Source organism: Ruegeria sp. BA12, from assembly GCF_056539625.1.
In genome coordinates, this window is the sequence record NZ_JBQFVF010000018.1 from 1 (window position 1) to 16,122 (window position 16,122).

The 16,122-nt window shown below is 55.4% G+C and carries 17 protein-coding genes; 10 read left to right on the forward strand and 7 right to left on the reverse strand.

What is annotated here, in order from left to right; translation table 11 throughout:
• The first annotated feature begins 96 nt into the window (after positions 1-96).
• Positions 97-1,380 (forward strand): glycerate kinase type-2 family protein, encoded by a 1,284-nt coding sequence (locus ACR0B0_RS20580; protein ID WP_480649385.1) that lies wholly within the window; start codon positions 97-99, stop codon positions 1,378-1,380.
• Between the two features lie 525 nt (positions 1,381-1,905).
• On the forward strand, positions 1,906-2,562 hold the full coding sequence (locus ACR0B0_RS20585) for a helix-turn-helix domain-containing protein (protein ID WP_170352117.1): 657 nt from the start codon (positions 1,906-1,908) through the stop codon (positions 2,560-2,562).
• Here the strand turns inward: ACR0B0_RS20585 and ACR0B0_RS20590 are convergent.
• From ACR0B0_RS20590 to ACR0B0_RS20610, 5 genes are read right to left on the reverse strand one after another with little or no spacing between them, the layout of a single operon-like run.
• Positions 2,540-3,037 (reverse strand): GNAT family N-acetyltransferase, encoded by a 498-nt coding sequence (locus tag ACR0B0_RS20590; RefSeq protein ID WP_480638863.1) that lies wholly within the window; start codon positions 3,035-3,037, stop codon positions 2,540-2,542. The genes ACR0B0_RS20585 and ACR0B0_RS20590 overlap by 23 nt on opposite strands.
• A 28-nt stretch (positions 3,038-3,065) precedes the next feature.
• Entirely contained in the window at positions 3,066-4,133 is a 1,068-nt protein-coding gene (locus tag ACR0B0_RS20595; protein ID WP_170352115.1) for a heme-dependent oxidative N-demethylase family protein, read from the reverse strand.
• A 13-nt stretch (positions 4,134-4,146) separates the two neighbouring features.
• Positions 4,147-5,109, reverse strand: coding sequence for a PDR/VanB family oxidoreductase (locus tag ACR0B0_RS20600; RefSeq protein ID WP_170352114.1), 963 nt, complete (start codon positions 5,107-5,109; stop codon positions 4,147-4,149).
• Entirely contained in the window at positions 5,106-5,702 is a 597-nt protein-coding gene (locus ACR0B0_RS20605) for a dimethylamine monooxygenase subunit DmmA family protein (protein ID WP_170352113.1), read from the reverse strand. Before ACR0B0_RS20605 ends, ACR0B0_RS20600 begins: the two co-directional genes overlap by 4 nt.
• A 55-nt stretch (positions 5,703-5,757) precedes the next feature.
• Positions 5,758-6,903, reverse strand: coding sequence for an aminomethyl transferase family protein (locus ACR0B0_RS20610; RefSeq protein WP_170352112.1), 1,146 nt, complete (start codon positions 6,901-6,903; stop codon positions 5,758-5,760).
• 342 nt (positions 6,904-7,245) lie between these two features.
• Here ACR0B0_RS20610 and ACR0B0_RS20615 point away from each other — a divergent pair, with 342 nt between their 5' ends.
• The 7 genes from ACR0B0_RS20615 to ACR0B0_RS20645 all read left to right on the forward strand — a co-directional run bounded on the left by ACR0B0_RS20615 (position 7,246) and on the right by ACR0B0_RS20645 (position 14,139).
• Positions 7,246-8,619: an ammonium transporter gene (locus ACR0B0_RS20615; protein WP_170352111.1), complete on the forward strand. Its 1,374-nt coding sequence runs from the start codon at positions 7,246-7,248 to the stop codon at positions 8,617-8,619.
• 11 nt (positions 8,620-8,630) lie between these two features.
• A complete protein-coding gene (locus tag ACR0B0_RS20620) occupies positions 8,631-8,846 on the forward strand; it encodes a hypothetical protein (RefSeq protein ID WP_170352110.1) in 216 nt (71 codons plus the stop codon).
• A 146-nt stretch (positions 8,847-8,992) separates the two neighbouring features.
• Positions 8,993-9,922 carry a class II glutamine amidotransferase gene (locus ACR0B0_RS20625; protein ID WP_170352109.1) on the forward strand — a complete coding sequence of 310 codons (930 nt, stop codon included), beginning with the start codon at positions 8,993-8,995 and terminating at the stop codon, positions 9,920-9,922.
• 1 nt (position 9,923) lies between these two features.
• Positions 9,924-10,607 (forward strand): GltB/FmdC/FwdC-like GXGXG domain-containing protein, encoded by a 684-nt coding sequence (locus tag ACR0B0_RS20630; protein WP_170352108.1) that lies wholly within the window; start codon positions 9,924-9,926, stop codon positions 10,605-10,607.
• Between the two features lie 20 nt (positions 10,608-10,627).
• Complete coding sequence (locus ACR0B0_RS20635) at positions 10,628-11,956, forward strand: FMN-binding glutamate synthase family protein (protein ID WP_170352119.1); 1,329 nt, start codon at positions 10,628-10,630, stop codon at positions 11,954-11,956.
• 79 nt (positions 11,957-12,035) lie between these two features.
• The gene (glnT, locus tag ACR0B0_RS20640) at positions 12,036-13,364 is read left to right on the forward strand and encodes a type III glutamate--ammonia ligase (RefSeq protein WP_170352107.1); all 1,329 of its coding nucleotides are present in this window, start codon (positions 12,036-12,038) and stop codon (positions 13,362-13,364) included.
• A 64-nt stretch (positions 13,365-13,428) separates the two neighbouring features.
• Positions 13,429-14,139: a type 1 glutamine amidotransferase gene (locus ACR0B0_RS20645; RefSeq protein ID WP_170352106.1), complete on the forward strand. Its 711-nt coding sequence runs from the start codon at positions 13,429-13,431 to the stop codon at positions 14,137-14,139.
• Between the two features lie 10 nt (positions 14,140-14,149).
• Here the strand turns inward: ACR0B0_RS20645 and ACR0B0_RS20650 are convergent, their stop codons facing one another.
• The gene (locus ACR0B0_RS20650) at positions 14,150-14,584 is read right to left on the reverse strand and encodes a group II truncated hemoglobin (RefSeq protein ID WP_480649387.1); all 435 of its coding nucleotides are present in this window, start codon (positions 14,582-14,584) and stop codon (positions 14,150-14,152) included.
• Positions 14,585-14,725: 141 nt separating this feature from the next.
• Here ACR0B0_RS20650 and ACR0B0_RS20655 point away from each other — a divergent pair, with 141 nt between their 5' ends.
• Entirely contained in the window at positions 14,726-15,568 is an 843-nt protein-coding gene (locus ACR0B0_RS20655) for an EamA family transporter (RefSeq protein ID WP_480649389.1), read from the forward strand.
• Here the strand turns inward: ACR0B0_RS20655 and ACR0B0_RS20660 are convergent.
• A complete protein-coding gene (locus tag ACR0B0_RS20660; RefSeq protein ID WP_480649391.1) occupies positions 15,553-15,861 on the reverse strand; it encodes a hypothetical protein in 309 nt (102 codons plus the stop codon). The two genes, ACR0B0_RS20655 and ACR0B0_RS20660, sit on opposite strands and share 16 nt — an antisense overlap.
• Positions 15,862-16,122 lie beyond the last annotated feature (261 nt).

The window sequence follows — 16,122 nt, forward strand, 5'->3', positions numbered from 1 at the left end:
TGTCTCTGGATGGCCGTCTGATCGACTATGCCTCAATCCGTCAGGCCGAAGTGCTGGTCGAAAAAGCAGGCCAGATCGCAGCGGCTTGATCGCATCATGACTGTGCAATCGTCCATATCGCTGCGCGATAGAGCCGCCGCCATCTTTGCAGAAGCCGTCGCTGCGGCGGACCCGGCGAAGTGCCTGCGCCAGCGGTTGCAATCAGCCCCATTGCCATCACCAGAACATGGCGGGCGCAGCATCCTGATTGCAATTGGGAAGGCTGCCCCTGCCATGATGGAGGAGGCATTGCAGCATGTTCAGGGCGATCACGTCGCCCTGATCGTAACCCATAGCGATAACCGGAGCGAAGTCCCCGGTGCGACGGTTTTGACCAGCGGGCACCCCATCCCGGATGAACGCGGTTTGAAAGCCGGGCGACAGATCATCGCATTGCTCAGCGCAGCACGTAAGCAGGATCAAATCATTGCACTGATCTCCGGCGGGGGGTCGGCCTTGGTTCCCGCGCCTGTTGATGGTTTGACCCTTTTGGACAAAATTGCGGTCAATGAGGTTTTGTTGTCTTCCGGGCTGGACATCGTTCAGATGAACCTTGTGCGCCAGCACCTGAGCCAGCTCAAAGGCGGCGGGTTTTTGCTGCACGGCGCACCTGCCCCGATCACGGCGTATATCCTGTCGGATGTCATCGGTGATGATCTTCGGGCCGTAGCCAGCGGACCAACCGCCTTACCAATCGGCAGCCACGCGGACGCCCGCAGAACCTGCATCGAGGCCGGGATCTGGCACCGGCTACCAAAAGCCGTCCGAGCCCATCTGGAGAAGAGTATTCCTGAACATACCATAGCAGTTGAGGCAACAAATAGCCTGATTGGGTCGAACACAATTAGTTTGGAAGCCGCGTTTCGCTATGCGGCGCAGAACTACCGTACTGAAATTGTGTCCGACGCGTTGATTGGAGATGTGTCCGACGCGGCTGAACGGATTTTCCAAGCAGCCTTGTCCGCCACTTCGAACCGCCCAACCGCCCTGCTGTTTGGTGGTGAAACGACTGTACGTCTGCAAGGAACGGGTTGCGGCGGGCGCAACCAGGAATTGGCACTGCGCGTCGCCCAACTGACGCAAGACCGCACGATACCCGGAAATTGGGTTTTTCTTAGCGGTGGTACGGATGGCCGCGACGGCCCAACCTCGGCGGCTGGCGCGATAGTGGATGCAGGGACGCTCACCCGAATCCGCGCGTCGGGACATGACCCTACCGCTCTGTTGGCGAGCAACGACAGTCATAAGGCTTTGATGCTGTCTAGTGATCTTCTGATGACCGGAGCGACCGGGACCAATGTAGCCGACATTCAGGTAATGCTGCTTGGGTCTAACGTTTGAAAGCCCGCGAATAGATCAGCAGATACTTAGATCTGTATTAAGCGATCTTCAGGTTTCAAACTCATCAAAGAGACACACACCGACCACAATTGCTGGAGGCTGGCGGGGAACGATTTCGAACCCAAGCCGAACTATGGCAAAGTGATCAAGGGTGTCGGGGAGTCGTCACACCAACTTATAGTCGACAAAGAAATTCTGATGTTCGAATTTCGAGCGGCCCCTGTTTGTCTCACTCTCGGAGTTAGAGATGGTTGTTTTCAATGCGAACGTTCAGGCCTTAGTACAACCAATTATCCAGATTCGGTACAATCTCGTTTGCTACCCACGGCGGTTCTATCACCGAGGTCAGGCATGCTATCGGTAATACCGTCTAGCCATAGGAATTTGAGTTCTAGAATTTTTCTGTCAGCATCATTATTTTACTAGCAGGAAAAAATGGTGCTATGGTAGACCGAGTTGGATTGGGTAATGCACGTCGTCTTCTTGCAGAACCCGTTTGGACAAGTGTAGCAAGACATTGAAAGAATGAAATTGAAAAAAAACGACAAAGAAATGGCGACAAATCTGACACAGGATCCGCATTCTGTTCGCTCGGGTGACAGAGAAAAAGTTCTTGAAGTTGCCATTGGTCGCGAGGTTCGCGCTTTTCGCAAAAAGCAGAATACTACGGTCGCGGAATTGGCTCAGCTGACCGGATTGTCGATTGGTATGCTGTCCAAGATCGAAAACGGGAACACATCGCCTTCCCTGACGACTTTGCAATCGCTTGCTGATGCGCTTTCAGTTCCTCTGACAAGCTTTTTCAGACAATTTGAAGAGCGCCGCGAGGCGGTTCATACCAAAGCGGGTGAGGGCGTCGAGTTAGAGCGCGAAGGAACACGCGCCAATCATCAATATAATTTGTTGGGGCATATTGGTGCCAACGGTTCTGGGGTAATCGTAGAGCCCTACCTGATCACCCTGACCGTTGAATCCGACGTGTTCCCAACATTTCAACATGATGGAATCGAGACGATCTACATGCTGGAAGGCGAGGTAGATTACCGCCACGGAGACAAGATTTACCCTCTGAAACCGGGTGACACCTTGTTCTTTGACGCCGACGCACCGCACGGTCCGGAACGGTTGGTGAATCTGCCGGCACGCTACATTTCAGTGATCAGCTATCCGCAGACAAATTGACCGGCTTGCGCAACAAGAAATCCGTGGGTCTGTCATAGCCGACGTGGCTGCCGGTACTTACGATTGTAAATCCAAGCCTTGAAAACACACGGTGGTTTTCAGTGAGTTCCACGCGCGTTTCCAGTTCCAACGCTGATAGACCAAGGTCTGCTGCACGACTTGCAGCGTGATCTACCAAAGTGCGGCAGATACCCCGCCCCCGCATTCCTTCCTTCACCGCCAGCTTTCCTAGGTACAAGTTGTTGGCTTTGGGCGTCAAAAACATGCACGCGAATAGCGGTTGGCCCATGGCCCAGATTTCACCACCACCCCTGCAATGCGCCTGCATTCCTTCCACCGTTAGATTATGGATAGACGAAGGAGGATTAATTCGGGCATCCATATACCGAAATGACGCGCGAAGCAGTGCAAGCGCGTCATACAATGCGAAGTCATCGGGCTGAATGAGCCAAGGTGTTTTGCCTGCATCAGTCATATGAGCCAAAACACGTCAAGGTGATCGCTTACTTTGACAAAGGCGGCTCTGTTTCCAGATCCGGCCATATACCGGGAGAGGTCGGTAATCCGTCGTCAAACTGACTAAGGTAGTCCAACATCATTGGGCGGTTGTCGATAAACCCCTTGTAGGTGGCGAGTTCAACCGGAAGGTCGCGAACAACACGGTGCAGCCGGCGACCCCATTTCGGAACCGTCATCAGATCTTGAAAACTGCAAAGATAGCAACGGATTGGGAATACTAGCGCGTTTGATCGCGGCAATCGGAAGAATGTTTGCAATTCGACCCGAAGATGCTGCTTATGGGCTATGTTTTCGGGCGTCAGTGTGGTCTTTTGGATGCCCCATTTGTGATAGTTTTCCGGGCTGGTATCCAACAGCGGGTTCACCGTCATGGTCCAGTTCAGCCGCCGTGCTGGAGCGCCCTGTTGAATGTTCAGCAGAAACTTCAGCGCGCGCTTGAAAATCCCCATTTCATGGGCTTTTGGAACCGGCGCGTGCCATTCGAAAAAATTCATGCCGATGTCGAAATCCAGGCTCCAATCGGCCTGGGTCGTGACCATACCAGCGTCCATCCACAACATCTCGTCCCGCTGGTCCAGCACTGCGAAATCGCCTTGCGCCTGACGGGTAATGTACTCCATCGGCCCGTAAGGCAGCGTGGTTTCATCCATGAAGGTAAAGCTGTGATCGATCCCCAGTGGCTTGTTGATCCAGCGCCACTGGTTGCCGTTACGGTGCAGTTCGAACAGGTCCGGGTAGTCCTCGGATTTGCTGACCATGATCAGTTCCAGCAGGTCCCAGCCCGCCAAGGTCATATGCGGCAGAGACTGACAGCGCAGCGGGTCCTGATCAAGAACGATCGCACGGTCTTTCATCTCGGACACGTAATGTTCGTCTACGTCGAACCGCATCTCATAGACCGAACCCTTGGGGCCACCCCTATGCTGCTCCATGTTGACCGAATACATGTAGCTGTCTTCGTGGAACGGAAACGGAAAGCGTTTGATCGCCCATTCCGAGTTGTGGAACGTATAGTCGTCGCGGAAGGACTCGTCGTTGAATTGAATGGTCATGGTGGGCCTCCTCTCAGCGGTCCAGCACGAGGGACTTGCCCTCGAAACGCGATACGCAGGGCATGATTTTTTTGCCTGCTGCCTTTTCTTCGTCGGTCAGCCAGTGATCGCGGTGAACAAAGTTGCCGTCGTGATCCAACACAACGGTTTCGCATTGGCCACAGGCCCCGCCACGGCACAGATACGGGGCGTCGACACCTTCGCGCTCGATAGCCTCCAGAAGGCTTTCGTTTTCACCCACATGAATGACCTTGTCGGAAGACGCCAGACGCACTTCAAATGGTTTGCCGGGCTGAGGCGCCAAGAACTCTTCGTAATGCACGCAATCTTCGGGCCAGCCTTCAGCGGCGGCAGTATTGCGCACCCAATCGATCATGCCCTTTGGTCCGCAGACATAGACATGGGTGCCCAGTGGTTGCCCGCTGAGAAGGTTTTCCAGATCAATCGCCTGATTCTGATCGTCGTAATACAGATGCGTTTCGTTTGGATGCCTGTCTGTCAGTTGATCCGCATAAGATGCCAGCGCCTGATTGCGACAGGCATAGTGCAGCTCCCAATGACCGTGCAGCAGTTCGAGCTGTTTGATCTGCGCCAGAAACGGGGTGATCCCGATACCACCGGCTAGAAACAGGTGTTTGCGGGCCCGCAAATCAAGCGAGAACAGGTTGACCGGGTAGCTGATGGTCATCTCGTCGCCCAGCTTGACCTGACGGTGCATGAACAACGAACCTCCCCTGCCCTGATCATCGCGGCGAACCGAGATCGTATAGGATGATTGATCGAACGGATCGGACATTAGGGAATAAGGGTTGAGCCGCGTGATGCCGCCATCCTGCATTTCGACCACGGTATGTGCACCGCCCGAAAAGGTTGGCAACTGACTGCCGTCAACGCGTTCGAACCGGAACCGTGTTACCAATTCGTTCAGCGGGGTAATTTCTGTAACTTTGACCTGAATTTTCTCTGCGCCACTCATTCGTAGATTCCCTTCGGCTCGGGCACGTTCCCATGATCCTCGGCGTCAACGCGGACGCCCTGATAGGCGGCAAGGCGGCGGGAATAGTGGTCGCGCACAAAAAGGTTTAAACCACAGTGCGAGCAGACAAACGGATCGACCTCGACATCATCGGTAATGCCCTTGCAGTGCACACATTGCATACGGCGCGCAGTCGTGCCGCGATGCTCGGTCTGGATCGCGGTATGTGGCAAGCCAACGGCCATCACCTCATTCATAGCCTGACCCATCATGCCCTCTGTGCCGGTCAGATAGACCTGCAACCCCATATGCGCGTCCTCCAGCACACGGCGAATGCGCTGTAGCGCGGCCTCATAGGACGGGCCTTCGTAGAATTGCGCGGGATTCAGCGCTTGCAGTTTTGTCGTGAAATCCGTCCCTTTGGGAATATAGATCAAGTGGGTTTTGGCCATCAGGTCAGGTGTCGCGATGTCAAGAACGGCTTCGGCCCCTTCGGCCTCGGCGATCATGAGATGATGTTCACCTGAGCGAACCTCTAGCGTACCCCAGACCGGGCGGCTTGCGATTGACTTGGGAAATTCGAACTTTGACATTTTGCCCTCAAATAGAAAAAGGGCGCCTCGGTGTGTCCGTTGCGCCCCCTTAAACTCAGCCCTTTGCGGTTCTGATAGATTTGTCCTGGTCGTAGAACGGCATCTCTTCCGCAGTCGCTGCTATTTCTGTCCCGTCGCCGTTTCGTACCGTCAGCTGGGTGCCGGGTGAGGCACAGGCGACTGGCATCCGCGCGATACCTACGTTGTGGCCATTGATCTCGGAATACATGCCGAAGGTGACAACGCCGACCTTTTCGCCGTTTTGCAGCAGATCCGCACCCTCATCCGCCGGAATTGTACCGTCCAGTTTGACACCGTAGATCTTGAACCGCTCTTTACCTTTCGAGGCGTAGTGGTTCTCGGCACCGATAAAACCAGTTTTGCCCGGTGAGACTGTAAATTCCAGGCCCAACTCCCAAAGCGTATCTCCGCATGTTTCATCGTCGAACGGATAGGTTTCCGAATTGTCGCCTGGATAGAACAGAAGGTAGCTTTCGGTTCGCAGCAGATCGAGTGTCGAGAACTGGACCGGAACGATGCCCATATCCTTGCCCTCGGCCAGGATGTTGTCCCAAAGGTGCACGGCATGCTTGGCCTGACAGAAAATCTCGTACCCGCGTTCACCGGTGTAGCCGGTCCGCGAAATCATCACCGGGCAGCCATAGAGCTTGGTTTGCATGATACCGAAGTAGGCCAGATCACGAATTCCGGGAACATGCTTGGCCAGGAAGTCCACCGCAACCGGTCCCTGCAAAGACATGTCGTGCATGTCGTCGTCAAAGATGACCGAACAATTCTTGCCAGCCGCTACTGATGTCAGCTGCTCCATACCCGTTCCTGTGCCGTGCACGACAAGCCACGTGTTCACTGACAGGCGGTAGATGATGCAATCGTCAACGAACTTGCCTTCGGGATTCAGGATCGACGCATAAGTCGACCGACCCGGCATGATCTTTTCCACGTTCCGCGTGGTAACGCGGTCAATAACATAAGCCGCATCTTCGCCGACCACGTGAACCTTTTTCAGACCCGACACATCCATCAGACCGGCCTTAGTACGGATGGCTTCGTAATCCGCCTTGGCGCGTTCCGGGCTATGGTCATAGAACCATGCGGTTCCCATACCGTTCCAGTCTTCTAACTCGCCGCCGATCTCGGCATGGCGCTGCGCAAGGGCGGACGTCCTCCAAAGAATGGCCATTGTTCAGCTCTCCCGTTGATTGCTTTTTTGTTGACCATATTGAGGCCGATGTCAGATTGAAAATCAACACCCATGTGCAGATTTTTTTCCTGTTGGGAATATTAGGCTGCAATTTGTGCACCCTAATACAAATTACCGAGAATGACATAAGTGGTTATTTATCAATGCCATGGGTTGAATTTCGATGGGCCTAAAAGTGCATGAACCAAATGCCTAAAAGATGTTTGCCCCACATATCTATTGACAGGTCGCCAATGAAATTGTCCCCTGAGTAGATAAATATTCCCAGCAGGAAATTCTTCGCAGAAAGACCTCCTGCTGCAACAACAGGGAGACTACGAAGTGGATGGTAATCTAAATGCACTAACGACGGTCTTTACCGAGTTCTACTACTGGGTAACGGTCGTTTTCATGTTCCTGATCCATGTGGGCTTTTGCATGTACGAGGTCGGTGCCAGTCGTGCCCGCAACCATATGCACACATTGATGAAAAACATCATGATCATCCCGCTGGTAACGGTCACATTCTTCTTCTTTGGATGGTGGATTTACTGGGCCTTTCCGAACTTTCCGTTCTGGGGCGGTCTGGACACCGAAGCGGGCGCTGCCAATCTGCCCTGGGCTGATACGATGGCGACCAATTTAGGTGACAGAATCACCGGCGTCTTCTGGGCCGCGTTCTTGCTGTTCTCATGGACTGCCGCCTCGATCGTTTCAGGTTCTGTAATCGAGCGGATCAGATCTTCTGCCCTGTGGGTCCATGCTGTGATGATTGGTTCTGTCTGGTGGATCATAGACGCTGCGTGGGGCTGGCACTATGGCGGCTGGATGGTACGCCTTCTTGGATACCACGACGCCTATGCTTCAGGCGTTATCCACGCGATTGCAGGTGGTTACGCGCTTGGCGTGATTATGGTTCTGGGCCCACGCCTGGGTAAATTTGCCAAGGACGGTACGCCGCGGGATATTCCGCCGCACAACCCCTGGATGCTAACCATCGGGATATTCCTTATCTACACTGGTTTCTGGGGCTTCTACGCCGCGTGTAACGTTCCAGCGATCTCGCCTGAGGCAATCGACGGCCAAATCACAGGTGTGACTTGGACCGCAACCAACATCTATCTGGCCCCAACTACGCTCTCCGCGATTACCTTCAACTTCCTGATGTCGCTGTCTGGCGGATTGATGGCAGCGTATGTGGTTTCCAAAGGCGACGCCTTCTGGACATTCTCGGGCGGTCTGGCCGGAATTATCACCGCCTCGGCAGGTAACGATCTGTATCACCCGATCCAGGCAATGATCATTGCCGCCATCGGTGTCGTGATCGTTTACAAACTGCACTATTGGGTTGAGCGTCGGTTCAAGCTGGATGATGCCGTTGGGGCTGTCGCCGTGCATGGCTACGCAGGGTTCGTTGGCTTGGTGATTTCGGGCTTTGTCCTCTGGGGTGTGCCTTCTTCTCCATATGAAGGCTACGCGACGATTAACCCGGTCGGTCAAATCACTGGTGCTGTCATCATGTTCTTTGTTCTTGGCTTCTTGCCAGGTTGGATTCTGGCAAAAATTCAATCGGCCGCTGGTGTTCTGCGCATCCCGGAAGAAGTTGAACTTCAGGGTCTCGATTACGCTGAACACCATGCCTACGAAGACGCCAAAGCCGCGATTATTGCAGCCGACAAGGAAGAACTGGCTGCCCGTGGCGTAGCAGCTAAGTAAGGGAGAAAAATATGTCTACCAATGGATATACAAATTGGGCCGTGGATCTGGCCGAAGTCGGACCAATCTATCCCTTCCAAGGTTACGAAGTTCTGATGGTCATTGTGGGAGTCATATTCTGGATCGGATGGCATCGCATCCAATTTGTCCGGGAAGGCGAGCACCTTGAGAAAGCCCGTCACACCGGCGATGAAGAAAAAGTGAAAGCACAGCTGGAACGATACTGATCCGGCTTTGAAAGCTGGCAATGGGCATAAATCTAAATTCTTGCCCATTGCCTCTCAGGAAAATTTATTTCCTATGATTATTGATGTCCGTTTGAATTGTTGGTACCGTAGAATCATAACGAAACACACAAGGAGATCTGCCAGCCATGTGCGGAATTGTTGGATTATTCCTCAAAGACCAGTCTCTTGCGCCCCACCTGGGCAATATGCTGACAGACATGCTGATCACGATGACGGATCGCGGCCCCGACAGCGCGGGGATTGCGATTTATGGTGAGGAATCAGGTGGCAAGACTAAGATGACGCTGCAGTCGCCCAATCCAAAGGACGACTTTGCCGGTCTAGCCGAAGAGCTGGGGCAGCACTTGGGCCTGGTGGTAAGCCAGACTGATAATGACACGCACACTGTGCTTGACGTTCCGGCCGGGCAGTTTGAAGCGGCACGGGCCGCGTTGGCAGAGATCCGGCCTTCGGTCCGGATCATGAGCCGGGGCGAGATGCTGGAGATCTACAAGGAAGTTGGCCTACCCAAAGACGTGGCCGCGCGCTTTGACATCAGCAACATGAGCGGCACGCATGGCATTGGTCATACACGCATGGCAACGGAATCTGCGGTCACGACGATGGGTGCGCACCCGTTCAACACCGGACCCGATCAGTGTCTGGTTCACAACGGCTCGCTGTCAAACCACAACTCGCTGCGCCGCAAGCTGCGTCGCGAAGGAGTGGTAATCCAAACCGAAAACGATACCGAGGTCGGAGCCGCCTATCTGACCTGGAAGATGATGAACGGGGCCACCTTGGGTGAGGCGCTGGAAAGCAGCCTTGAGGATCTGGATGGCTTCTTCACCTTTGTTGTCGGCACCAAGGACGGGTTCGGCGTGGTCCGCGATCCGATCGCCTGCAAACCGGCAGTAATGGCCGAGACCGATCAATACGTGGCCTTTGGCAGCGAATATCGGGCGCTAGTGAACCTGCCCGGCATTGAAGACGCCCGCGTCTGGGAGCCGGAACCGGCAACGGTTTACTTCTGGTCCCACAATGACAGCCCGACAACGACGGAAAAGGCCGCCTGACATGCAGACCTATGATCTTGAAGCAAACGGCCTGCGCGGGCTGAACGCAACGCTGCAATCGCAATCCACCGAGACGAACCAAACCAGCTGGGAGGTTGTGAACCCCAAGGGCAGCCACGCGATTGCCGTCGGGCTGGACGCGCCCATCGAAGTGACAGTCAAGGGGTCCACCGGCTACTACTGCGCTGGCATGAACCAGCAGGCGACGATCAAGGTTGAAGGCTCGGTCGGGCCTGGCGTGGCCGAGAACATGATGTCCGGTCAGGTGATCGTCGATGGCGATGCCAGCCAGTATGCCGGGGCCACGGGTCATGGCGGGTTGCTTGTGATCAAGGGCAATGCAAGCTCGCGTTGCGGAATTTCGATGAAAGGCATCGACATCGTTGTGCATGGCAGTATCGGCCACATGTCGGCCTTTATGGCACAGGCCGGTAACCTTGTGGTCTGTGGCGATGCAGGCGACGCGCTTGGCGACTCGCTGTATGAAGCGCGACTGTTCGTGCGCGGCTCGGTCAAAAGTCTCGGCGCTGACTGCATCGAGAAAGAGATGCGCCCCGAGCACCTGGAGATTCTGAAGGACCTGCTGGATCGCGCAGGCGCGGACGCCAGTCCGGAAGAGTTCAAACGCTACGGCTCAGCTCGCGAACTGTACAACTTCGACATCGACAATTCCGCCGCTTACTGAGGAAGAAGGGTATGAAAGATATGGACGATCAGATCCCCCGCACCCTGCCGATCCAGTCGGCGACATTTTCCAACCCGATCAATGCCGAGATCCGTCGCGCCGCAGCCACGGGCATCTATGACATCCGCGGTGGCGGTGCCAAGCGCAAGGTGCCCCATTTTGACGACTTGCTGTTTCTGGGCGCGTCGGTGTCACGCTATCCGTTGGAAGGCTATCGCGAACGCTGCGACACCTCGGTAACGCTGGGCACGCGCTTTGCCAAGAAACCGATCGAACTGGACATTCCGATCACCATTGCGGGCATGAGCTTTGGCGCGCTCTCTGGCCCGGCGAAAGAAGCCTTGGGCCGGGGCGCATCGGCAGCTGGCACGTCAACCACCACCGGTGACGGCGGTATGACACCCGAGGAACGCGGTCACTCCAGCAAGCTGGTCTACCAGTATCTGCCCTCGCGCTATGGCATGAACCCAAACGACCTGAGGAAGGCCGACGCGATCGAGATCGTGGTCGGTCAGGGTGCCAAACCCGGTGGCGGCGGTATGCTGCTGGGACAGAAGATTAGCGACCGTGTGGCCGAAATGCGCACCTTGCCCAAGGGTATCGACCAGCGCTCGGCCTGTCGCCATCCTGACTGGACCGGCCCGGATGATCTGGAAATCAAGATCCTCGAATTGCGTGAGATTACAGACTGGCAAGTGCCGATTTATGTCAAGGTTGGCGCGACCCGCCCCTATTATGATACGGCATTGGCGGTAAAGGCCGGTGCCGATGTGGTGGTGATGGACGGGATGCAGGGCGGTACGGCCGCGACGCAGGACGTCTTTATCGAACATGTGGGCCTACCGACGCTTTCGTGCATTCGCCCTGCCGTGCAGGCGCTACAGGATCTGGGTGTGCATCGCGAGGTTCAGCTGGTGATCTCGGGCGGAATCCGTACCGGAGCCGATGTCGCCAAAGCTTTGGCGCTTGGCGCGGATGCGGTGGCCATTGGCACCGCAGCGCTGGTGGCGCTTGGCGACAACGATCCGAAATGGGAAGCCGAGTATCAGAAGCTGGGCACTACCACCGGAGCCTATGACGACTGGCACGAAGGTCAGGATCCAGCAGGCATTACTACACAGGATCCCGATCTTGCCGCCCGTCTAAACCCGGTCGAGGCCGGACGCCGTCTGCGCAACTATCTCAAGGTGATGACGCTTGAGGCACAGACCATCGCGCGGGCCTGTGGTCACAACCACTTGCACAACCTCGAACCCGAAGACCTATGCGCCCTGACCATGGAGGCAGCCGCGATGGCCCGAGTGCCATTGGCCGGTACCAGCTGGTACCCGGGCAAAGAAGGGTTCTGAAAAATAATTGCGCGGCTCTCTGACAAGGGCCGCGTTTTGCATTTGAACAACGAAAAACAACAGGGAAAGGAAAGCCATCGTGACGACAGATCTCGCAGCTTTCGCAAAAGAAAAAGGCGTCAAATACTTCATGATCTCTTTCACCGACCTGTTCGGTGGGCAGCGGGCTAAGCTAGTGCCCGCACAGGCGATAGCCGACATGCAAGAAGATGGCGCGGGTTTTGCCGGGTTTGCTACCTGGTTGGACATGACCCCGGCGCATCCTGACATGTTGGCAGTGCCGGACCCCTCCTCAGTCATTCAATTGCCGTGGAAGCCCGAGGTGGCTTGGGTTGCTGGCAACTGTGTGATGGAAGGCAATGACGTCGCTCAGGCTCCACGCAACGTGTTGAGACGCCTGATCGGCGAGGCCGCCGAAATGGGCATGCATGTCAAGACCGGCATCGAGGCCGAGTTCTTCCTGTTGACCCCTGATGGCGAGCAAATCAGCGACCCGTTCGATACCGCCGAAAAACCTTGCTATGATCAGCAGGCGGTGATGCGCCGCTATGACGTGGTGCGCGAGATCTGCGACTACATGCTGGAATTGGGCTGGGGACCCTATCAGAACGACCACGAAGACGCCAATGGCCAGTTCGAAATGAACTGGGAGTTCGATGATGTCCTGCGCACCGCGGACAAGCACTCCTTCTTCAAGTTCATGACAAAGTCGGTGGCCGAGAAACACGGCTTCCGCGCTACTTTCATGCCCAAGCCCGTTGAAGGGCTGACAGGTAATGGTTGTCACGCCCATATCTCGGTCTGGGATGCGCCTGGGGCAGAGTCCAAAACGAATGTCTTTGCCGGTGAAGGCGAAGGCCCGACTGGCGAGGTAGGGCTGGGTGAACAGGGCAAGTACTTCCTGGGCGGGATCATGAAACATGCAAGTGCTCTGGCCGCGATCACCAACCCGACCGTGAACAGCTACAAGCGCATCAACGCGCCGCGCACCATGTCGGGCGCGACCTGGGCTCCCAATACCGTGACCTGGACTGGCAACAACCGCACCCATATGGTCCGAGTTCCCGGCCCGGGCCGTTTCGAGTTGCGTCTGGCCGACGGGGCCACCAACCCCTATCTGCTGCAGGCGGTCATCATCGCCGCGGGCCTGTCCGGCATCCGCTCGAAGGCTGATCCGGGACGGCGTTGGGACATCGACATGTATGCCGAAGGACACACCGTCACCGACGCCCCTAAACTGCCGCTGAACATGCTCGACGGATTGCGCGAATACGACAACGATACTGAGCTGAAAGCCATGATGGGTCAGGAATTCTCAAGCGCATTCCTCAAAATGAAACACCAGGAGTGGAACTCCTTCGTCAGTCATTTCTCACGCTGGGAAAAAGACCACACACTCGACATCTAAACAAATCAGGGGCTGCAGACATTCTGCTGCCCCACCCCTTCGGTCAGACGGAGACCCGCACCTCGTGAACATACTGATTTTCCAGCATACGCCGGGCGAAAACCCCGGAGCATTTCTGGAGCACATTTCGTCATGCGGTGATACGGCCAGCATTGTGCATCTCTATGATGGTCAACCGATCCCGCAGCTCGACGAATTTGATTTGCTTCTTGTTCTGGGCGGTCCGATGGACGTCTGGGAAATCGAAGCTAACCCATGGCTTGTGCGTGAGAAGCAAGCAATCAGGACTTGGGTTCAAGACTTCAAACGTCCTTACTTTGGTATTTGTCTGGGCCACCAACTTTTAGTTGACGCGCTGGGTGGGAAATGCGCACGCATGCAAAAGCCCGAGATCGGTGTGCATTCCATCAATCTGACTGATAACACGCGGGGTGATCCGCTGTTCGAGCTCTTGCCTCATCAATTCCGGGTGCTTCAATGGCATGGAGTTGAAGCTGTTGATCTGCCAGCCGACTCATCAATTCTGGCACAATCTGATGCCTCTGCTGTTCAAGCATTGCGGGTTTCGGACTGTGCGTGGAGCGTACAATTTCACCCCGAGCTTGTTCAGGGCACGATCCAATCGTGGATGGGCGACCCCGCTAACCATCAATGCGCTGTTGATTGGCTTGGCTCTGCAGATGCAGCGTGGGAAATGGTTTCTAACAGCGACAAAATAGTTGAAGAACAATTCAAGGTAACATCCAGTATCTATAACAGATTGCGACAGATCTGATCACACGCGATCAACCGGGAACCTCAAGGTTCTTTTCGCTGTCTGCTTCAACCCTCCAATCGGGGACATCGTTGACAAGCATCAGCGCAGCGCGGCGCAATGTTGTGCGCATTTTGTCCACCACTGGACCGTCCATTTCGCAATCTGCCAACGCGGCGTCAAAAGTTTCCAGCCAAAGCTCGGCATCCGCTTCACGTATCGGCACATGCGCGTGGATTCCTCGCAAGTCCATATGACCAAATCGCTCACGATAATATGCACGACCGCCCAAAAACCCGCTCAGGAATTCGAACTGCGCCTGTCTTGTATGAGACAACCCATGACCGCGAAAATGTAGCCTGTGCAGCGAATGCACCGCCGGGTCGGTCTCCATTCGGTCGTAGAACCGCTCGACAAGAGTCCGCAGCTTTTCTTCGCCACCGAGTTGATCCAAAGCCGATGACATAGGTCTCTTCTCCGAGTTGCCGCTGTCAATAAATATTGCATATCAGGAAAATAAGTTTATCACCAGTGACATGTTGGCGCGGTTGATATCGAAAGAAGGATACGAAATTTACAGGCATTCTCAGCTACGCGAGGCGACCGGATGAGTGCCCTTGCACTGGGACTGCTGGCAGCATTGTGCTGGGGTTTTCACGATCTTGCCGTGCGATATGTCAGCCAGTCCGTCAGTGTCATTGCCGCATTGATGGCCGTGCTGGTTGCAGGGGCGCTGTTACAGTTCGGTCTTGTGGCAATCTGGGTTGGGTTCGCCCCCATGTCCGCCAAGGCCGTGTCATACGCGGTTGTAGCGGGCGGCTTTTACTTGCTGGCTGGCCTCAGCATGTATGCTGCGTTTCAGCGCGGGCCTGTACGTCTGGTTGCCCCGCTTGTCGCCAGCTATCCGGTCCTGTCTGTCACACTTGCGATTTGGCGCGGTTCCGAGGTCAGCATCTGGCATTGGCTGGCGATCATTGCCATTGGTGTCGGCGTGTCCATTGTGTCGACTCGATCCGACGACAGTACAGAGTACCCTGCCGCCGGGCCGACGATTGCCTTTTCCATACTCGCTGCAGTCGGGTTCGCTGCAACGTTCGCTTTGGGTCAGTATGCAGCCGAACTGGGCGACGAATTCACTGTTTCATTGATTGGCCGTCTGACCGCTATCCCTGTGCTGGCAGCAATCGCTATTGCATCTCGCAAGTCGCTTTGGCCGGGCACACGAGCCCTGCCCCTGTTGTGCTTGATGGGTGCGCTCGATGCGGTGGCAATTCTGTGCGTCGTGTCTGCCGGGGGGTTGCCTAATGCCCAATACGCGTCCGTTACAGCGTCGATCTTCGGGTTGTTTACCGTTGTATTGGCCTGGGCAATTTTGCGAGAGGAAATGGCTTTCTTTCAATGGCTTGGATGCATCATTGCTTTTGTCGGAATTGGCTATCTCGCGATCTGAGCATCTCTTTTATCCAGCGCAACCCTATGGGCCTGATGGGCTGCAATCGCACTGTTCAGTATGCAATCAACTTCGCCCGGACGAACGGGTCCGGGATAGTGCCATGACCCGGGGCGAATGAGGTCTTTGTGTCTCTGCAATTCACTTCGCAGGTTGAGTACGTCAATATGCGCAGGTACGTCAGGTAAAAGAAGGACAGCATAGACATCCACCGCCCCGCTCAGTTGTTTGATCTGAGTTTGACATTCGTCCTGCGACATATCTTTGCCCCAGAATTGCTGATCCAGTGCCATGTCTGTTTGTGCCGCGCGGGTTATTAAAGCGCGGATGCGTGCAACATTCGTCGAAGAGTGGCCAATTGACACTATCACCATACGCGTGGCGCGGCCCGCCAAACGCCAATATTGTAGCACTTTTGAACTAGCAGACTTGCTACCGCCTGATCGAAGAACGGCAGCAAATCTCAAGCTGTCAGGCCTTCGGGCTCTGGCAAGGCATTGGCGCGGCAACAGGCGGTCAGTGTGTTGGCCAGCAGGCAGGCAATGGTCATCGGT

What these genes read in the sequence shown, in the direction of transcription:
- ACR0B0_RS20580 (WP_480649385.1), top strand. Translation starts at nt 97, where the DNA reads ATGACTGTGCAATCGTCCATATCGCTGCGCGATAGAGCCGCCGCCATC.
- ACR0B0_RS20585 (WP_170352117.1), top strand. Translation starts at nt 1,906, where the DNA reads ATGAAATTGAAAAAAAACGACAAAGAAATGGCGACAAATCTGACACAG.
- ACR0B0_RS20590 (WP_480638863.1), bottom strand. Translation starts at nt 3,037, where the DNA reads ATGACTGATGCAGGCAAAACACCTTGGCTCATTCAGCCCGATGACTTC.
- ACR0B0_RS20595 (WP_170352115.1), bottom strand. Translation starts at nt 4,133, where the DNA reads ATGACCATTCAATTCAACGACGAGTCCTTCCGCGACGACTATACGTTC.
- ACR0B0_RS20600 (WP_170352114.1), bottom strand. Translation starts at nt 5,109, where the DNA reads ATGAGTGGCGCAGAGAAAATTCAGGTCAAAGTTACAGAAATTACCCCG.
- ACR0B0_RS20605 (WP_170352113.1), bottom strand. Translation starts at nt 5,702, where the DNA reads ATGTCAAAGTTCGAATTTCCCAAGTCAATCGCAAGCCGCCCGGTCTGG.
- ACR0B0_RS20610 (WP_170352112.1), bottom strand. Translation starts at nt 6,903, where the DNA reads ATGGCCATTCTTTGGAGGACGTCCGCCCTTGCGCAGCGCCATGCCGAG.
- ACR0B0_RS20620 (WP_170352110.1), top strand. Translation starts at nt 8,631, where the DNA reads ATGTCTACCAATGGATATACAAATTGGGCCGTGGATCTGGCCGAAGTC.
- ACR0B0_RS20625 (WP_170352109.1), top strand. Translation starts at nt 8,993, where the DNA reads ATGTGCGGAATTGTTGGATTATTCCTCAAAGACCAGTCTCTTGCGCCC.
- ACR0B0_RS20630 (WP_170352108.1), top strand. Translation starts at nt 9,924, where the DNA reads ATGCAGACCTATGATCTTGAAGCAAACGGCCTGCGCGGGCTGAACGCA.
- ACR0B0_RS20635 (WP_170352119.1), top strand. Translation starts at nt 10,628, where the DNA reads ATGGACGATCAGATCCCCCGCACCCTGCCGATCCAGTCGGCGACATTT.
- ACR0B0_RS20650 (WP_480649387.1), bottom strand. Translation starts at nt 14,584, where the DNA reads ATGTCATCGGCTTTGGATCAACTCGGTGGCGAAGAAAAGCTGCGGACT.
- ACR0B0_RS20655 (WP_480649389.1), top strand. Translation starts at nt 14,726, where the DNA reads ATGAGTGCCCTTGCACTGGGACTGCTGGCAGCATTGTGCTGGGGTTTT.
- ACR0B0_RS20660 (WP_480649391.1), bottom strand. Translation starts at nt 15,861, where the DNA reads ATGGCACTGGATCAGCAATTCTGGGGCAAAGATATGTCGCAGGACGAA.